Consider the following 15,580-nt stretch of genomic DNA (forward strand, 5'->3'; position numbering starts at 1 on the left):
AATTTTCTCCTATTCTTTAACTTTTACTGATAACATTCTGGAAACACCGGATTCTTCCATAGTTACTCCATATAAACGGTTAACATTCATCATAGTACCTTTACGGTGAGTAATGACGATGAATTCAGTATTGTCATCATATTGATTTAAATAATTTGCAAAACGATAGACGTTAGCATCATCAAGTGACGCTTCAACCTCATCCAAGATACAAAATGGAACTGGTTTGGCCTTAATAATTGCAAAGAGCAAAGTAATTGCTGTCAAAGCTTTTTCTCCACCAGATAGTAAACTTAAACGTTGGAATTTTTTCCCTGGTGGTTGAGCAATGATTTCAATCCCTGACCCTAATAAGTTATCCGGCTCAGTTAAGACTAGTTTAGCACGACCACCGGCAAACATTTGGGGGAAAATTTCTTCAAAGGCTAACGATACTTCATCAAAAGTCTTCTTGAATCTTGTCGTTACTTCTTTATCCATTTCTGACATTGTATCTAACAACTGACTTCTAGCTTGTAAGAGGTCATTTTGTTGTTGCGTCAGGAATTCATAACGATCTTTGACTTTGTCATAATCATCAATAGCCGACAAATTGACAGTTCCTAATTCTTCAATTCCCATCTTGAGCAATCGAGCTTCTTTTTTCAAAGTTTCTGGATCATAATCACCTTGTTTTAATTCTTGCAACGATGCTTCATAAGTCAGTTGATAGTCTTGTGACAAAGTATCCAAACGACTGTCGATTTGATTGGACAACTTAGTATTTTGAATTGCCAAAGATTCTTGTTGATCAGCTGCAGCTTTTTGCAAATCAAAATTACGTTGTGCCTTGGAATTTAACTCGGTAGACAAAGCTTGTTGCTTCTCACGTTCAGCTTTTAACTGAGCTACAACATCTTGCAAATCTTTAATTTCAGTTTGACATTCTTTGATACGATTTTTAACTTCAGTATTACTTAAATCTAACTGATTCTTTTCTGAATCTAGGTCGTTTAACTTACCTTGTAATTCAGAAATCTGATCAGTTGCTTGAGAAATTGATTCCTTCAAGTAGCTATTTTGATCAGACTCATTAGCATGATTATTCTTGATAACTGCTAATTTAGTTTGTAGTTCTTGTTCTTGATGATTGATCTTATTGAGTTGCGTATCAAAGTCAGTCAACAATTTTTGTTTTTGATCGATTTCTTGTTGAGTAGCGGTAATTTCTTTTTGAATCTTCTCTGCTGTAGCTTTTTGCGTAGCTAAATCTTGATTGATTTGTGCTTGCTCTTCTTGATTCTTGCTCAAATTGTATTTAATAACATCTAGACGTTCACTAAAATGCTTTTCTTCACTTTGAGAAGTGGAAATTTCATTTTCAAATTTACTCTTAGATTGGTTGAAATTAGCCAGTTTGGCATCAATACGTTTCTTTTCAGCATTGAATTGCACCAATTGATTTCTTAAATCTTGAACTAGTGCTTGTTTTTGATCCATCAATAATTCTTGTTTAGAAAGTTGCTTAGTTAAATCTGCTAACTCATCTTTTCGACTCAAAATGCTTGAATTAACACGACGTTGTTGCCCACCAGTTAAAGAACCACCGGCATTAACGACGTTCCCATCTAAAGTTACTACTCGATATTTTCGACTAACTGCTGCTGAAATACTTGTTGCATCATCGATACTTTTGGCAACTAATAAATTACCCAAAATATTCTTAACAATATTCTCAACTTTTCCATCATAGGTCACTAACTCACTAGCGACCCCAACAAAACCTGTGACCCTTTTAGCTTTGTTCAAATCATTAGTGTTGACATTACGAGCTTGGATAATGTTAAGCGGCAAGAAAGTCGCACGACCGCCACGATTTTGACGTAAGTAAGCAATGGCATGTTTAGCAGCCACTTCATCTTCAGTTACGATCGATTGCAATTGATTGCTGACAACAGTTTGAATAGCCAATTGATAATCTTGCGGCACAGAAATGAGTTCTGCAACAGCACCAACGATTCCAGCAAGACGTGCTTTATTATTTAAAACATTCTTAGCACCTTCGAAGAAACCAGCGTGTTCTTGTTCCATATTTTCGAGAACTTTTTTACGAGCTTTAATTTCTTGAAGGTTTTCTAAAATCTTCAGATAATTATTATTTTCGTTTTTACCTGTTTCAGTAATCTCTTGAATCGATTTTTCAAGCTCTTGGTTACGTGTCAAAAGTGCCTGATTATCATTAATTAATTTTTTGATTTCAGCATCAATTTTTTGATGATCTTCTTTATAATTCTCTAAATTAGTCGTTACTTCTCTAAGTTGAGAATTTTGTTCCGAAATTCCCGCATTGATTCGTTCTAGTTGTCTTTGTGAAAATTTTTGTTCATTATTGTTTGTTACTTGATCTTGGAGAAGATTGACGTAATCAGTTCTTAATTGGGCAATATTATCCTTAATATCAGCTGGTGTCTTTTGTTTCAATTGTTGCAAGTCTTTTAGTTTCTTTTCAAAATCAGTGATTTTTTCTAGACATTGGGCTAATTTTTTATTTGATTCGACTAACTTGGCATCGTTTTTTACTTTTTGTTCTTCGACTGACTTCAATTGATTTGTCAAAGTCAACTTTGTCGTTGAATTAAAACCAGTTCTTTCATCAGCGACGGCAATTTTACTATTGTAAATTTCTAAAGTCTTCGTTACCTCAACTAATTTAGCTTGTTTTTCATCCAGTTGATTTGTTAAAGTTCTAACAGCTTGGTTATTATCTTCAACTTGTTGATTGGCTTGTGTTACTTGTTGAGAAATATTTTGCAAGCTAGTCTTGACTTCTCGTAATTCTTTGTCGATTTGATGTTTTTGATTTGATAAATCTCTAATTTCAATCGTTAAGATTTTTTGATAAATATCATCATACTTGCTTTTCTGTTCTTTATAATCACGAGCAATACTAGCTTGTTTTTTTAATGGCTCAACTTGTTTTGATAATTCTGAAACGATATCAGAAACACGATGCAAATTATCAGTCGTATCGGATAATTTATTCTCAGCTTGTTGCTTTTTTTGCTTAAATAAAGAAACCCCAGCCGATTCTTCAATGATGCTACGTCTTTCCACCGGCTTGCTGTTGAAAATTGCTTCAACTCGACCTTGGGAAATAATTGAAAATGATTGTTTACCCATCCCAGAATCCATGAACAATTCAGTAATATCACGTAAACGACAAGCTTTATTGTTGATCAAAAATTCGGTATCGCCATTTCTAAAAAGACGACGACAAATTATGACTTCATCTTGAGTCGTTTTTAACTCTTTATTACGATTATCAAAATCTAAAATCACTTCTGCACGATTCATTTGGGGACGAGTCGCACTTCCAGCAAAAATCACATCGACCATTTTGTCTCCACGTAAACTCTTTGCTGACTGTTCACCCATTACCCAACGAATGGCTTCAGTAATATTTGATTTTCCACTCCCGTTGGGTCCAACGATACCAGTGATTCCGCTTGTGAAATCAATCTTCGTTTTATCAGCAAATGATTTAAACCCATTGATCGTTAATGATTTTAATGGCATAACTTAACTCCTATAATTCATCTAATGCTCTTTTGGCTGCCATTTGTTCAGCATGTTTCTTGCTGTATCCAAGTCCCTTGGACAAAATCTTACCGTTAGCAATTAGTTCAACTTTAAATTTCTTATCATGATCAGGACCTTCTTCATCAATTACCTTGTAATCAATTTCAACTTCCCCTGATTGTTGCAATTTTTCTTGAAGGTGTGTCTTGAAATCAGTATCTTCAGAAAATTCTCCTGAATCAATGTGTGGATAAACTACTTTTTTCAAAAAGTCATCGACAACTTCATTGCCTTGATCCAAATACAAAGCACCGTTGAAGGCTTCAAAAATATCCTCAAGTAAAGTATGTCTTTGACGAGCACCTTGTTTTTCTTCACCTTTACCAATCAATAAGTACTTATCGATTTGGATTTCCTTAGCGAAGCGAGCAAAACTATCTGTTCTGACGATATCAGATCTTAAACGGGTTAGTTTACCTTCTGGTAATTCTGGGTATTTTTCAAAGAGGTAGCGAGAGATATTGATTTCCAAAACCGCATCTCCTAAAAACTCTAAACGTTCATAATCCCCAATACCGAGTTCTTTATGCTCGTTGTCAAATGAGGAATGTGTCATAGCTCTTTGAACTAATTTCTTATTGTTAAACTTGATTCCATACTTTTTATCTAAAAATTCTAAAAATTTTGGATCTAACATAACGTGTCCCCTTTCCAATAATATTAATTATACTAAACTTTTCTATTAAATAATTAACTGGATAAAAAAATAAGACCACTTGGCCTTAAATTTCGTTATTGTATTGATTAAAATTGCCGTCGTCCGTTCTGCCCTGGAAAACGCTGGAGAATGTGCGCACGACTTGGAGCCCTTGCACCATGTATTGGTTTCAAGTCGTGTCGGCAGCGTTCCAGCCAATCACAGAGCTTTTGCGGACGACGGCATCCTTAACCAAAATTCAAATAAAAATCTTATCCTTGATGTGAAGAAATATAGCTAACTGCTTCACCAACAGTTGTAATTTTTTCAGCATCATCATCAGGAATTTCTGAACCAAACTCATCCTCGAGTTCAAGTACAAATTCCACAAGGTCGATAGAATCTGCATCCAAATCATTAGTAAATGATGTTTCTTTAGTAATTGTTGATGCATCGACTTCAAACTTGTCAGCAATCAATGCTTTAATTTTGTCAAATACAGCTTGTTCTGTCATAAAAACTCTCCCTATTTTTCGGCGTTCATTTTTTCGAAATACTTATTAGCTTTGTTAATTGTATCGTTAGTTAACATATCATAAATTTGTTTAACAGTATAATAGACTGTCTTACTGTCAGCTGCACCATGAGCCTTGATCACTGGAGATTTCAAACCTAACAATACCGCTCCACCAGCCTGGGAAGTATCAAACATCTTACGCATGCCCTTTAGTGATGGACTAACGATAGCTGCACCCATTTTAGTAAAGAAACCATTATTTAGCAAGGCATCTTTTAATTGTTTCAAGAGTATAGTTGCTGTTCCTTCAGTCGCCTTCAAAGCAGCATTACCAGTGAATCCGTCAGTTACAATAACATCTGCCACACCAGCTAAGATATCGCCAGATTCTACGTTTCCGATAAAGTTAATGCCTTCGGTTTCTTTTAAAAGTTGATAAGCTTCTTTGTGCAAAGTATCACCTTTGTCATATTCTGTCCCATTGTTTAGAAGTGCAATTCTTGGTTGGTCGATTTTTTTAACGTCATGTGCATAAATTGAACCCATAATGGCCCATTGTTGTAAATAACTAGCTTTAGCCTCAGCGTTTGCACCAACGTCTAACATATTAACCCCATTAGTTGAATTAGTAACTGGTAACGTTGGCATCAAAGCAGGACGTGACACTTGTTTGATACGGCCAACGATAAAGATACCACTAGCCAACAAAGCACCGGTATTACCTAATGAGAACAAGGCATCATTTTCACCATCTTTGACTGATTTAGCAGCTAAAACCATTGAAGCATTTTTCTTAGTTCTAATGGCTCTAACTGGTTCATCTGTACCTAAGATTTCTTCGTCAGTGTGGACGATTTTGATTCTTTCATCATTTTGCAAATATTTTTTTATTTCTGATTCTTTACCATAAAGAACGAATTCTAGATCTTTCCATTCATCACGAGCTTTTTCGATTCCCTCAACAATTACTTTAGGTGCATTGTCGCCACCCATAGCATCAACAGCTATTTTCATATTTTTTCCTCACTAATCAAAATTATTTAATTGATCATACTCTTCATTAATAAATGACTTTAAATTTTTAGTCTCTGGACTATTGAACAATTTCTCATCGTTGAACAAACGACTAGCTTCTTCTTGAGCCACTTCCAAAATATTGATGTCATTGATTGGATTACCAATTTTAAATTCTGGTAAACCTGATTGGCGATTTCCTAATAAGTCGCCCGCACCACGCATTTTTAAATCTTCTTCAGCTAGGACAAAGCCATCATTAGTTGAAGTTAAAATCTTCATCCGTTCCGCTGCCGATTCATTTTTAGGGTCAGCAATCAAAATACAATAAGATTGCTTATCGCCACGGCCCACACGACCACGCAACTGATGTAACTGTGATAAGCCAAAACGATTAGCGTCATAGATTACCATCACCGAAGCATTGGGAACATCGACTCCGACTTCTATTACAGTTGTCGAAACTAAAACATCAATTTTTTTATCACTGAAATCATTCATAACAGTTTCTTTTTGGTCATTAGGCATCTGCCCATGCAACAGACCAATTTTATATTTCTTGCCAAATAGTTCTGTAAATTTATCAAAAATCAATTCAGCATTTTTCAAATCCATCGTTTCTGATTCAGAAATCAATGGTGTAACAACGTAAACTTGTGAACCTGTCTGCAGTTCTTTTGCCACAAACCGATACATCTGCTCAATTTTTTGACTACGGATCCAATAAGTCTCAATTTTTTTACGACCAGCTGGCAATTGATCAATTCTCGAAACATCCATATCTCCATAAGTCGTAATTGCTAGAGTTCTTGGAATTGGAGTAGCGGTCATTGCTAAGACATCAGGATTATTACCTTTTTGACGCAGAGCTTTTCTTTGATTAACGCCGAAACGATGTTGTTCATCGATCACGATAAAACCTAAATCCTTAAATTCAACGCTGTCTTGTATCAAAGCGTGAGTTCCAACGACAATATTAGTCTTACCATTTAAAATATCACCAGCAATAAAATCATGTTCTTTTTTTGTCAAAGAACCAGTCAATAAAGCAGTCCTTATTTTCAAGGGTGCTAATAACTTACTGATTTTATCAAAATGTTGCTGAGCTAAGATTTCGGTTGGTGCCATGATTGCAGCCTGATATCCTGCTGTTACTGAAGCCAACATAGCAATTACTGAGACGATTGTCTTACCGGAACCAACATCCCCCTGCAACAAGCGATTCATATGATGATCAGAAGCCATATCTTGCAAAATTTCTTGAACAACTCGATTTTGAGCATCAGTCAATTTAAATGGCAAACTCTTGATAAAATCATCTAAGAATTTTTGATCGTACTTTTCAATGATACCAATATTTTTATTTTTATCATTTTGCTTAATACTTTGTAGTCCACATTGAAACAAGAAAAACTCCCGAAATTTGGCACTTCTTCGCGCCTCTTCACTTTGTTCTTCATCTTTTGGAAAATGAATTCCCGAGACGATTTCTTCATCATTCAACAATTTGTATTTCAAACGTAGGTAACTTGGAACAACAGTATCGATTTGGTCATGATATTTTTCAAAAGCAACTTTGATTAAATTTATCAGCGTTTTTTGATGGATGTTCTTATTGACTGAATAGACTGAATCAACTGAATTGTCATTAACACCAATTACTTTCATTCCCATCAATGAGCGTCGATTGGCATTCCATTTGCCATAAACAGCAATATCATTTCCCGTTTCAAATTTGTCCTTTAACCATGGCTGATTGAAAAAAGTTACCATGATCGATTCATTTTCGGTCATCAAGCGAACATTTAACCGAGTTTTCTTATAACCAAAACGCGATACGACTGGTTCACTAGCAACTACCCCTTTAACAAGAATTTTCTCTTGATCGATTGCGTCATCTAAGGATTTAGCTTGCATATCTTCATAGCGAAAAGGGAAATAAAATAGCAAGTCATAAACATTGTTGATTCCTAACGACTGCAATGCTTCTAATCGTTTTGGCCCAACACTGGGCAATTGTGCTAGCGATACTTTCCTTAAATCCATTTACATTCCCCTTTCTTGTGAAATCAAAAAAGGCATGACAAAACAAACGTTTCATCATCGCCTCCTTTAAAAAGTTATTCAACCGAAATTAAATAAGGATAAACTGGTTGATCACCTTGGTGAATTTCTGTCTCTAAGTCATCATACTTATCATCTAAGTAATCAGCAATCTTTTGAGCATCATCTTGGTTACCATCTTCACCAATCAAAATAGTGATTACTTCACTATCTTCATCAATCATCTTATCAAGCATTTTTTCAGTGCCAGAAATGATATCTTCATCGTCAACTAAAATCTTGCCATCGACAATTCCCATGTAATGACCCTTAGTGATCTTAAGGCCATCAATTTCAGTGTCACGAATTGCTTGAGTAATTTGACCACTCTTAACTGTATCCAATGAATCTTCCATGTTTGCTTCATTTTCTGAAAGTTCTGCATCAGGATTGAAAGAAAGCATAGCTGTCATTCCTTGAGAGATAGTCTTAGAACCAACGATTGCAACTGGAATATCAACCAAGTCAACTGCTTGTTTAGCAGCCATAATAATATTACCGTTATTTGGCAGTACTAAGGCACGTTTAGCATTTGATTTATTAATAGCATCGACAATATCATTAGTGGATGGATTCATTGTTTGACCACCACTGATCACGTGAGTCACACCTAAACTCTTGAAGAGTTCTGTTAAGCCGTCACCAGATGAAACAGCAATAACTGCATAGTCAATCGCTGCTTGTGGCTGTGTTTCTGGTGTCATTGGTTCATCGTCATCAACGATTGTTTCATGTTGCAAACGCATATTGTCAATCTTGATTTTTGAAAGTGAACCGTATTTTCTACCAGCTGCCCAAACTTTGTAAGGATAGTTAGTGTGAACGTGGACTTTAACAACTTCGTCATCAGAAACGACAATTAAAGAGTCACCGATTTTATCTAAATAACTACGCAATTTATCATTTTCAAATTTTTCATCAGAAGTTGGATTTTTGCCTAATTCAACCATCATTTCTGTACAATAACCATTTTTGATCTCATCAGTATTGAATTGACCTTGAACAGATTGATGGTGGTTAGCATTGACCATTTCAGCCATGTCTCTTTCATCAGGGACATATTCTTCTTCGTCACTGGCAATGCCACTTAAACCTTCTAAAAAGCCTTCATAAATAAAGACCAATCCTTGACCACCGGAATCAACTACGCCAACTTCTTTTAAAACTGGCAATAGCGATGGTGTCTTTTCTAGTCCTACTTTGGCTCCGGCTACAACAGCTTTTAAAATTTCTACTGTATCATTAGTCGTCTTGACTTTTTCCATAGCTGACTCAGCACCGAATCTTGCGACTGTCAAAATTGTTCCTTCAACAGGTTTCATAACGGCTTTGTAAGCTGTCTTTACACCATCATCAAAAGCTTTGGCCAAATCCATAGCTGTCAAAGCTTCTTTATCTTCGATACTCTTTGAAAAACCACGGAAAATTTGTGATGTAATAACACCTGAGTTTCCACGAGCACCCATCAAAAGTCCTTTTGCAAGAGCTTTTCCAAGTGTCCCTACGTGATTACTCTCTGATTCATTTACGGCCTTAAAACCGCTTTGTATAGTTAAGCTCATATTGGTTCCGGTATCGCCATCAGGAACCGGAAAGACATTAAGTGAGTTTACAAACTTAGCATTCTTTTCAAGTCTGTGCGATGCAACACGCACCATATCTGAAAATTCTTTTTTTGTAATTAGTTCTTTGCTCAAAAGTTTCCCCTCCAACCAGCTTTACCTATTCGATATCGTCCAGAACTTTAATTCCTTGAACATAAACGTTAACAGTGCCAGCTGGCGTTCCAAGCATTGTTTCTAGGTTATATTTTACTTTTTCTTTTAGATTCTTTGCTACTTCAGATATTTTAATACCATATCCAACGATTATGTAGACATCAACGGCCAGTTTACCATCTTCTTGATGAATAACTACACCTCTAGAAAAGTCCTCACGGTTCAAAATCGTATTCATCCCGTCACGTAGTTGGTTCTTGCTGGCCATACCTACGATACCGTAGATATCAGAAGCAGCACCGCCGACAATTGTTGCAACAGTATTTGTTGAAACTTCAATTTCACCATGTTTTGTTTTAATTGTAACTGCCATCTCTGGATCCTCCTATTCATGGACCAAATCTATCATAAACAATAAAATTCTATCATAGCCACAATTCTAATTAAAGAATTAACTAGATAAAAGTGGATTATTCCGTAATTACTCTATTGCTTTAACCATTTATATATGGTAAATTAGTCAGGTGATATTTTAAAGAAAAACATGTAGCCAAAGGAGGTCGGTCCCATGGCAAAAGATATTATTACAGGCCGTAAAACAGTGTTCGGTAACAAACGTTCACACGCTCTTAACCAATCAAAACGTGCTTGGAAGCCAAATTTGCAAAAAGTTCGTATCATGGTTGATGGTAAGCCAAAACGTGTATGGGTTTCAGCTAGAGCATTGAAATCAGGAAAAGTTACTCGTGTATAATTATCACTTAATAATTTAAAAGAGACTAACATCTGTTGTTGGTCTCTTTTATTTTATCCTATAATAATCAATTAAAGGAGGGATTTTATGAAAATTACCATTGGCACTCGAAAAAATAATGATGAAGAATTGATGCAAGCTATTGTCAATGCCCAAGATGGCGACGTCATTGAATTGCTGCCTGGAACTTATTTTTCCAGAAATAATCCCTTTATTTGTACCATCAGACGTGACATTTCATTCATTGGTAAAACTTCTAACAAAGAAGATATTAAACTGTACTGCAGTTTTACCGTTGGTGCAAAAAATACCTTGATCTTTAAAAATCTAAGTATCATCTATCCTGCTAACGATGAAAATACCATGTCAGCTTACGATGGAGCTAGAGTTTATGGACAAAATATTATCATCGACCGACAAACGAGTGATTATTGGGATACGATTTACGGACAAAACGCTTATTTTTCATTTAAAGACTCCAAAATTTTAACCGGCAAAAAAGTTAAAGCCATTGGCCTATCTCTCGAAAATAGTCAATTATTTGCTGATAATACTGAATTTCAACTATTGTTCCAAAAGAATTCAACCGTTTATTTAAAAGATTGCACTATTTTGCATAAATTTGAATTACGTCAAGGTTCAAAAGCTTTCTTTAAAAATTTGACGATTGATTCAACAATTACCGACTATAAAAATGACTTAGCTGTTAAGACTAAATCTCAAATCAGTGGCAATGATCTTATTTTCGTAAACGATAAACCACAAGTGAGAATTTTAGACAGTCAATTTAATGTTCGTGATTTTCAACCTGAAACAAATCAAATCGATTTTAAGTTTGATGATCTTGCAAAAATCAGCGTTGACGGCAAAGATCTAAAAAAATAAATCTCGATAAAATGTAATTACATTCTATCGAGATTTTTTATAATCTGTCTAAACTCTGTGCCAAATCATCAATTAAATCGTTCACATCTTCAATACCGACTGACAATCTAACTAATTGATGCGTGATGCCGGCTTTTAGTTGCTCTTTGGGTGAAAGTTCAGCATGAGTCATCTTATAAGGCAACTCAATCAAACTTTCAACGGCCCCTAAACTGACCGCCAACTGAATCAAGTTAGTTCCTTCAACGAATTTAGTTGAATCTAATCCGTCGGCCAATTCAAAGGAAACAATTCCACCAAAACCATCAGCCTCTTTGACAGCTATTTCATGGTCCTTACTGCCGGCAATTCCAGGATAATATATTTTAGCAATCTCTGGACGAGTTTGTAAAAATTCGACAATTCTTTGAGCATTACTCAAATGACGACCCATTCTTACTGATAGTGTTTGAATCCCACGACGGACTAAATTGGAATCTTCAGGAGACAAAGTTGACCCAATGGCATTTTGATTGAAATAGATCTTATCAGCAATGTCTTTGTCCTTAGCTATGGCGATACCAGCAATTACATCTGAGTGACCGCTGAGATACTTCGTGGCTGAATGAACCACAATATCGGCACCCAAATCTAGTGGACGCTGTAAATATGGTGATAGGAATGTATTATCAACGATCGTCAAAAGATTATTTGCTTTAGCTACTTTACTTACGCCAGCAACACTCGTTACGTGCAACAAAGGATTAGTAAAGCTTTCAAAATAAATTGCTTTAGTATTGGACTTAATTGCTTGTCTAATTTCATCTAAGTTTTGAGTGTCAACGGCAGTAAACCCAATTTGCCAACGTTTAAAGAATTCATTGATAATTCTAAAAGTTCCACCATAGATTTCTTTACCGATAATCAAATGATCACCTGGTTTAAAAATTGCCAACACAGCATGAATTGCTGCTGAACCAGAAGAAAAAGCAAAGCCACGACAACCATTTTCTAGTTGGGCTACTTGTTCTTCCAAATAATTTCTCGTTGGATTGCCTGAACGTGCATAATCGTATTTTACCTTAGTATCAACTGATGGATAAATATAAGTTGAAGAATTGTATACCGGAACGTTGACTGCTCCAGTGTTGTTATCATTTTGTGGTTCACCATGAACCAATTTTGTATTAAAACTTGGCATATCGGTCCTCCCCTGATTCTTAAACTACTCTGTTATCTCACAAGAATCGTTATTAAACAATAAAAATATTCATAATGGAAATCATTTGACTTATCCCTACCCCCTACGAGTAAACTATTACTATATTAATGAGGAGGAAACAAATTTATGAGTAAAATTATTGCCGTAATGGCTAATGATGTTGAGGATATCGAGTACACATCCCCTAAAAAAGCTTTGACTGACGCAGGTAACGAGGTAACCCTAGTTGGAACTAAAGCTAACGAAAAATTAGTTGGTAAACATGGCACAGAATTTACTACTGATAAGGGAATCGATGACATCAACGCCGATAACTATGACGCTTTATTAATTCCTGGTGGTTTTTCACCTGACAATCTTCGCGCTGATGAAAGATTCGTTGAACTTGCTAAGAAATTTATGCTTAATGATAAAGCTATCTTTTCAATCTGCCACGGTCCACAACTTTTGATGCAAACAGGTTTAGTTAAGGATAGAACTTTAACTTCATACAAGACTGTTCAAACTGACCTTTACTACGCAGGCGGTATCGTTAAAGATGAACCTGTTGTTATCGATCGTCACTTGATTACTAGTCGTAATCCTGATGACTTGGACGCCTTTAACAAAGCCATCGTTAATGAATTACAATAATTATCTAAAATAAGCTAGCCAGTTACTTAAAATTGGCTAGCTTATTTTTTTAATTCATCGTCATTCCACCAGTAACGTTGATACCTTGTCCCGTCATATAATCAGACAATGGACTAGCTAAGAACAACACTACATTGGCAACATCTTTTGGAGTTCCTGTCCGTCCCAGTGGCACTTGGCTGTTATCCTCTTTTTCGATATCATCAGCTGTTAAGCCTCTAATCTTGGCACCATCTTTTCTTTCACGATGCTTCATTGAGGTCTCAATAATACCAGGACAAACCGCATTGACATTGATTTGGTCTTTGGCTACTTCAATTGCTAAAGTCTTCGTCAAGCCAAGTACAGCATGCTTAGAAGCAACATACGCTGACATAGCACGATAACCATTTTTTCCAGCCTGAGAAGCTATCAAAACCACTTTTCCGGGACGTTTGGCGGCAACCATCAACTTAACAATGTATTTGCTGACTAAGTAAGTTCCACGCGTATTGACTGCTAAAGTCTTATCAAAATCACTCGTCTGACTGTCGATCAAATAATCCATCGTCGAAATTCCCGCGACATTGACTAAAATGTTGGGAGTAAGATTTTGAGTTTTTAGTTGAGCTGCTAGATTTTCGACGCTAGTTTCATCGCTGACATCGAGATGAATTTGATATTCAAAATCATTTAGCCGTTTTAAATTGTTATTTTGATATGATAAATCAGCTACAATGACCGTGGCTTTTTCATTTTGAAAGGTCGTCACCACTTCACGTCCGATACCTTGAAAACCACCAGTGACGAGGACAATTTTTTTCTCTAAAGATGTAAATAGACTCATAAATTAACCTTCTTTATTAATTTAGATTACGTGACGTTCGTAAGGGTCGTTAGAAATTCCTTCTGCAAGAATCTTCTTTGACCATTCCTTAGCTGAGAACAACGAGTGATCACGATAGTTACCACAACTGTATTTGTCAGTTCCTTGAACATCTTTCCATTCGATGTTTTCAGCGATATCTGTCAAAGCGCCTTTCAAAGCTTCTGCTACTTCAGTAGTTGAGTGCTCGCCCCAAGTAATCAAATGAAAACCTGTACGACAGCCGAATGGTGAACAATCAATTACGCCGTCCAATCTATCTCTCAAAAGTCCAGCTAGCAAATGTTCAATTGTATGTAAACCTGCAGTAGGAATAGCATTTTCATTAGGTTGTACTAGACGCAAATCATAATTTGAAATTGCATCACCCTTTGCTCCGTGTTCTTCAGTGATCAAACGAACGTAAGGTGCCTTTACTTTTGTGTGATCCAATGTAAAACTTTCAACTTTAGCCATAATAATTATCTCCTTAAAATTTTATTTATTTTCCAAATATGTTAATGGTTTATTAACTTCGATCTTAGTTCCGTAATACTTTTTCTTGATATATTCTTGAATTTTCTTGTTGTGGTAGAGCTTAACTAGTTTTTTGTAGTTAGCATTATTTTTGTTCTTATCAGCAGTTGCTAGGATATTGACGTTTTCTTTGGTACTTTGGTCGATTTTTTCGTGGTAGATAGAATCAGTCAAAACATGAAGTCCACTTTCCAAAGCAACGGTATTAGAAATGAGAACTACTGGTACATCATTTAAAACTCTTGGACCGGTAGTATCATCGATTTCTTTGAATTTAAGATTCTTGGGATTTTCAGTGATGTCTTTGGTATTATCTAAAGCTCCAAAATCTTTTTTCAAAGTGATCAATCCAGCCTCTTGTAATAACAACAAACCTCGTGATGTATTAGCAGGATTGTTGGCGATGGCAATTGTTGTTCCATCAGGAATATCTTCAACACTCTTGTACTTCTTTGAATAAATTCCTAAAGGTTCCAAATAAGTTGTTCCTAAAGCAGCTAATTTTCCTTTAGGATTTTGTTTGTTATAAGCCTTGTAATAAGACCATGATTGGAAAGCATTGACATCGACTTGACCTTGACTTGTGGCGGAATTAAGTTGTGCCCCATCAGTGATTTCCTTAGTTTTGATATTCAAGCCTAACTTCTTAGCTTGGGGACTTTTGGCAATGTGTTCCCAAATGTCTAAATCAGACCCCTGTGAACCAATAACGATAGTGTCGTCATCTGCTGCTTTAGATTGATTTCCACAGCCGACTAATAAAATAACCGACAGTGCTAAAAGTACCGTAACAATTAAACTTTTCCCTTTTCTCATTTCCTTCTCCTCCTCTTTTTTAAAAATCCTCTAATTTTTATGTTGGTTTAAGCCATAGACTTTTCATAAAAATGCCTCCTCGATCGATTAAATAATTAATATCAAATTCTAATATTGAATATGGGGACTGAGCTGCCCCAATATTGTGGGAAAATTAAAATTCCCTCTAAGTGGTATAGCCGTAAGTTAAGGAATACGGGCCCCATAACTGTTTCTAAGCAGCATAGCTGCAAAGAAACAGTAAAAAAAATCGCCCCTACAAAACAGACCTAAATCTGAATTGTAGGGACGATTTCCCGTGAT

General features: G+C 35.8%; 14 protein-coding genes. 3 read left to right on the plus strand and 11 right to left on the minus strand.

Annotated features, from left to right (window positions below; genetic code table 11):
* Nucleotides 1–9: 9 nt before the first annotated feature.
* From smc to FC88_RS09700, 7 genes are all read right to left on the minus strand, one after another.
* Nucleotides 10–3,555 (minus strand): chromosome segregation protein SMC, encoded by a 3,546-nt coding sequence (gene smc / locus FC88_RS09670; RefSeq protein WP_057815087.1) that lies wholly within the window; start codon nucleotides 3,553–3,555, stop codon nucleotides 10–12.
* A 10-nt stretch (nucleotides 3,556–3,565) separates the two neighbouring features.
* Entirely contained in the window at nucleotides 3,566–4,255 is a 690-nt protein-coding gene (gene rnc / locus FC88_RS09675; protein WP_057815090.1) for a ribonuclease III, read from the minus strand.
* 272 nt (nucleotides 4,256–4,527) lie between these two features.
* Complete coding sequence (gene acpP, locus FC88_RS09680; RefSeq protein WP_057815091.1) at nucleotides 4,528–4,770, minus strand: acyl carrier protein; 243 nt, start codon at nucleotides 4,768–4,770, stop codon at nucleotides 4,528–4,530.
* Between the two features lie 11 nt (nucleotides 4,771–4,781).
* Entirely contained in the window at nucleotides 4,782–5,786 is a 1,005-nt protein-coding gene (gene plsX / locus FC88_RS09685; RefSeq protein ID WP_057815093.1) for a phosphate acyltransferase PlsX, read from the minus strand.
* A 12-nt stretch (nucleotides 5,787–5,798) separates the two neighbouring features.
* Entirely contained in the window at nucleotides 5,799–7,832 is a 2,034-nt protein-coding gene (gene recG / locus FC88_RS09690) for an ATP-dependent DNA helicase RecG (RefSeq protein WP_057815095.1), read from the minus strand.
* Between the two features lie 74 nt (nucleotides 7,833–7,906).
* The gene (locus tag FC88_RS09695) at nucleotides 7,907–9,547 is read right to left on the minus strand and encodes a DAK2 domain-containing protein (protein ID WP_057815161.1); all 1,641 of its coding nucleotides are present in this window, start codon (nucleotides 9,545–9,547) and stop codon (nucleotides 7,907–7,909) included.
* A 64-nt stretch (nucleotides 9,548–9,611) separates the two neighbouring features.
* The gene (locus FC88_RS09700) at nucleotides 9,612–9,980 is read right to left on the minus strand and encodes an Asp23/Gls24 family envelope stress response protein (protein WP_057815097.1); all 369 of its coding nucleotides are present in this window, start codon (nucleotides 9,978–9,980) and stop codon (nucleotides 9,612–9,614) included.
* A 195-nt stretch (nucleotides 9,981–10,175) separates the two neighbouring features.
* Here FC88_RS09700 and rpmB point away from each other — a divergent pair, with 195 nt between their 5' ends.
* Nucleotides 10,176–10,361, plus strand: coding sequence for a 50S ribosomal protein L28 (gene rpmB, locus FC88_RS09705; RefSeq protein WP_057815099.1), 186 nt, complete (start codon nucleotides 10,176–10,178; stop codon nucleotides 10,359–10,361).
* An 87-nt stretch (nucleotides 10,362–10,448) separates the two neighbouring features.
* Nucleotides 10,449–11,246, plus strand: a complete 798-nt coding sequence (locus tag FC88_RS09710; RefSeq protein ID WP_057815101.1) for a hypothetical protein — start codon at nucleotides 10,449–10,451, stop codon at nucleotides 11,244–11,246.
* 37 nt (nucleotides 11,247–11,283) lie between these two features.
* On the opposite strand, the gene FC88_RS09715 is transcribed toward FC88_RS09710, so the two are convergent.
* Nucleotides 11,284–12,426, minus strand: a complete 1,143-nt coding sequence (locus tag FC88_RS09715) for a trans-sulfuration enzyme family protein (protein WP_057815103.1) — start codon at nucleotides 12,424–12,426, stop codon at nucleotides 11,284–11,286.
* A 147-nt stretch (nucleotides 12,427–12,573) separates the two neighbouring features.
* Between FC88_RS09715 and FC88_RS09720 the strand changes: the two genes are divergently transcribed.
* On the plus strand, nucleotides 12,574–13,080 hold the full coding sequence (locus tag FC88_RS09720) for a type 1 glutamine amidotransferase domain-containing protein (RefSeq protein WP_057815105.1): 507 nt from the start codon (nucleotides 12,574–12,576) through the stop codon (nucleotides 13,078–13,080).
* Nucleotides 13,081–13,129: 49 nt separating this feature from the next.
* Here the strand turns inward: FC88_RS09720 and FC88_RS09725 are convergent, their stop codons facing one another.
* Genes FC88_RS09725 through FC88_RS09735 form a run of 3 tightly spaced genes read right to left on the minus strand, consistent with a single transcriptional unit; the run spans nucleotide 13,130 to nucleotide 15,277 of the window.
* Nucleotides 13,130–13,906 carry an SDR family NAD(P)-dependent oxidoreductase gene (locus FC88_RS09725; RefSeq protein WP_057815107.1) on the minus strand — a complete coding sequence of 259 codons (777 nt, stop codon included), beginning with the start codon at nucleotides 13,904–13,906 and terminating at the stop codon, nucleotides 13,130–13,132.
* A 21-nt stretch (nucleotides 13,907–13,927) separates the two neighbouring features.
* The gene (locus FC88_RS09730) at nucleotides 13,928–14,401 is read right to left on the minus strand and encodes an S-ribosylhomocysteine lyase (RefSeq protein WP_057815108.1); all 474 of its coding nucleotides are present in this window, start codon (nucleotides 14,399–14,401) and stop codon (nucleotides 13,928–13,930) included.
* A gap of 21 nt (nucleotides 14,402–14,422) precedes the next feature.
* Nucleotides 14,423–15,277 (minus strand): MetQ/NlpA family ABC transporter substrate-binding protein, encoded by an 855-nt coding sequence (locus tag FC88_RS09735; RefSeq protein ID WP_057815110.1) that lies wholly within the window; start codon nucleotides 15,275–15,277, stop codon nucleotides 14,423–14,425.
* Between the last annotated feature and the right edge of the window lie 303 nt (nucleotides 15,278–15,580).

Source organism: Companilactobacillus futsaii JCM 17355 (genome assembly GCF_001435505.1).
Taxonomy (GTDB): Bacteria; Bacillota; Bacilli; order Lactobacillales; family Lactobacillaceae; genus Companilactobacillus; species Companilactobacillus futsaii.

What these genes read in the sequence shown, in the direction of transcription:
- smc (WP_057815087.1), bottom strand. Translation starts at nt 3,555, where the DNA reads ATGCCATTAAAATCATTAACGATCAATGGGTTTAAATCATTTGCTGAT.
- rnc (WP_057815090.1), bottom strand. Translation starts at nt 4,255, where the DNA reads ATGTTAGATCCAAAATTTTTAGAATTTTTAGATAAAAAGTATGGAATC.
- acpP (WP_057815091.1), bottom strand. Translation starts at nt 4,770, where the DNA reads ATGACAGAACAAGCTGTATTTGACAAAATTAAAGCATTGATTGCTGAC.
- plsX (WP_057815093.1), bottom strand. Translation starts at nt 5,786, where the DNA reads ATGAAAATAGCTGTTGATGCTATGGGTGGCGACAATGCACCTAAAGTA.
- recG (WP_057815095.1), bottom strand. Translation starts at nt 7,832, where the DNA reads ATGGATTTAAGGAAAGTATCGCTAGCACAATTGCCCAGTGTTGGGCCA.
- FC88_RS09695 (WP_057815161.1), bottom strand. Translation starts at nt 9,547, where the DNA reads ATGGTGCGTGTTGCATCGCACAGACTTGAAAAGAATGCTAAGTTTGTA.
- FC88_RS09700 (WP_057815097.1), bottom strand. Translation starts at nt 9,980, where the DNA reads ATGGCAGTTACAATTAAAACAAAACATGGTGAAATTGAAGTTTCAACA.
- rpmB (WP_057815099.1), top strand. Translation starts at nt 10,176, where the DNA reads ATGGCAAAAGATATTATTACAGGCCGTAAAACAGTGTTCGGTAACAAA.
- FC88_RS09710 (WP_057815101.1), top strand. Translation starts at nt 10,449, where the DNA reads ATGAAAATTACCATTGGCACTCGAAAAAATAATGATGAAGAATTGATG.
- FC88_RS09715 (WP_057815103.1), bottom strand. Translation starts at nt 12,426, where the DNA reads ATGCCAAGTTTTAATACAAAATTGGTTCATGGTGAACCACAAAATGAT.
- FC88_RS09720 (WP_057815105.1), top strand. Translation starts at nt 12,574, where the DNA reads ATGAGTAAAATTATTGCCGTAATGGCTAATGATGTTGAGGATATCGAG.
- FC88_RS09725 (WP_057815107.1), bottom strand. Translation starts at nt 13,906, where the DNA reads ATGAGTCTATTTACATCTTTAGAGAAAAAAATTGTCCTCGTCACTGGT.
- FC88_RS09730 (WP_057815108.1), bottom strand. Translation starts at nt 14,401, where the DNA reads ATGGCTAAAGTTGAAAGTTTTACATTGGATCACACAAAAGTAAAGGCA.
- FC88_RS09735 (WP_057815110.1), bottom strand. Translation starts at nt 15,277, where the DNA reads ATGAGAAAAGGGAAAAGTTTAATTGTTACGGTACTTTTAGCACTGTCG.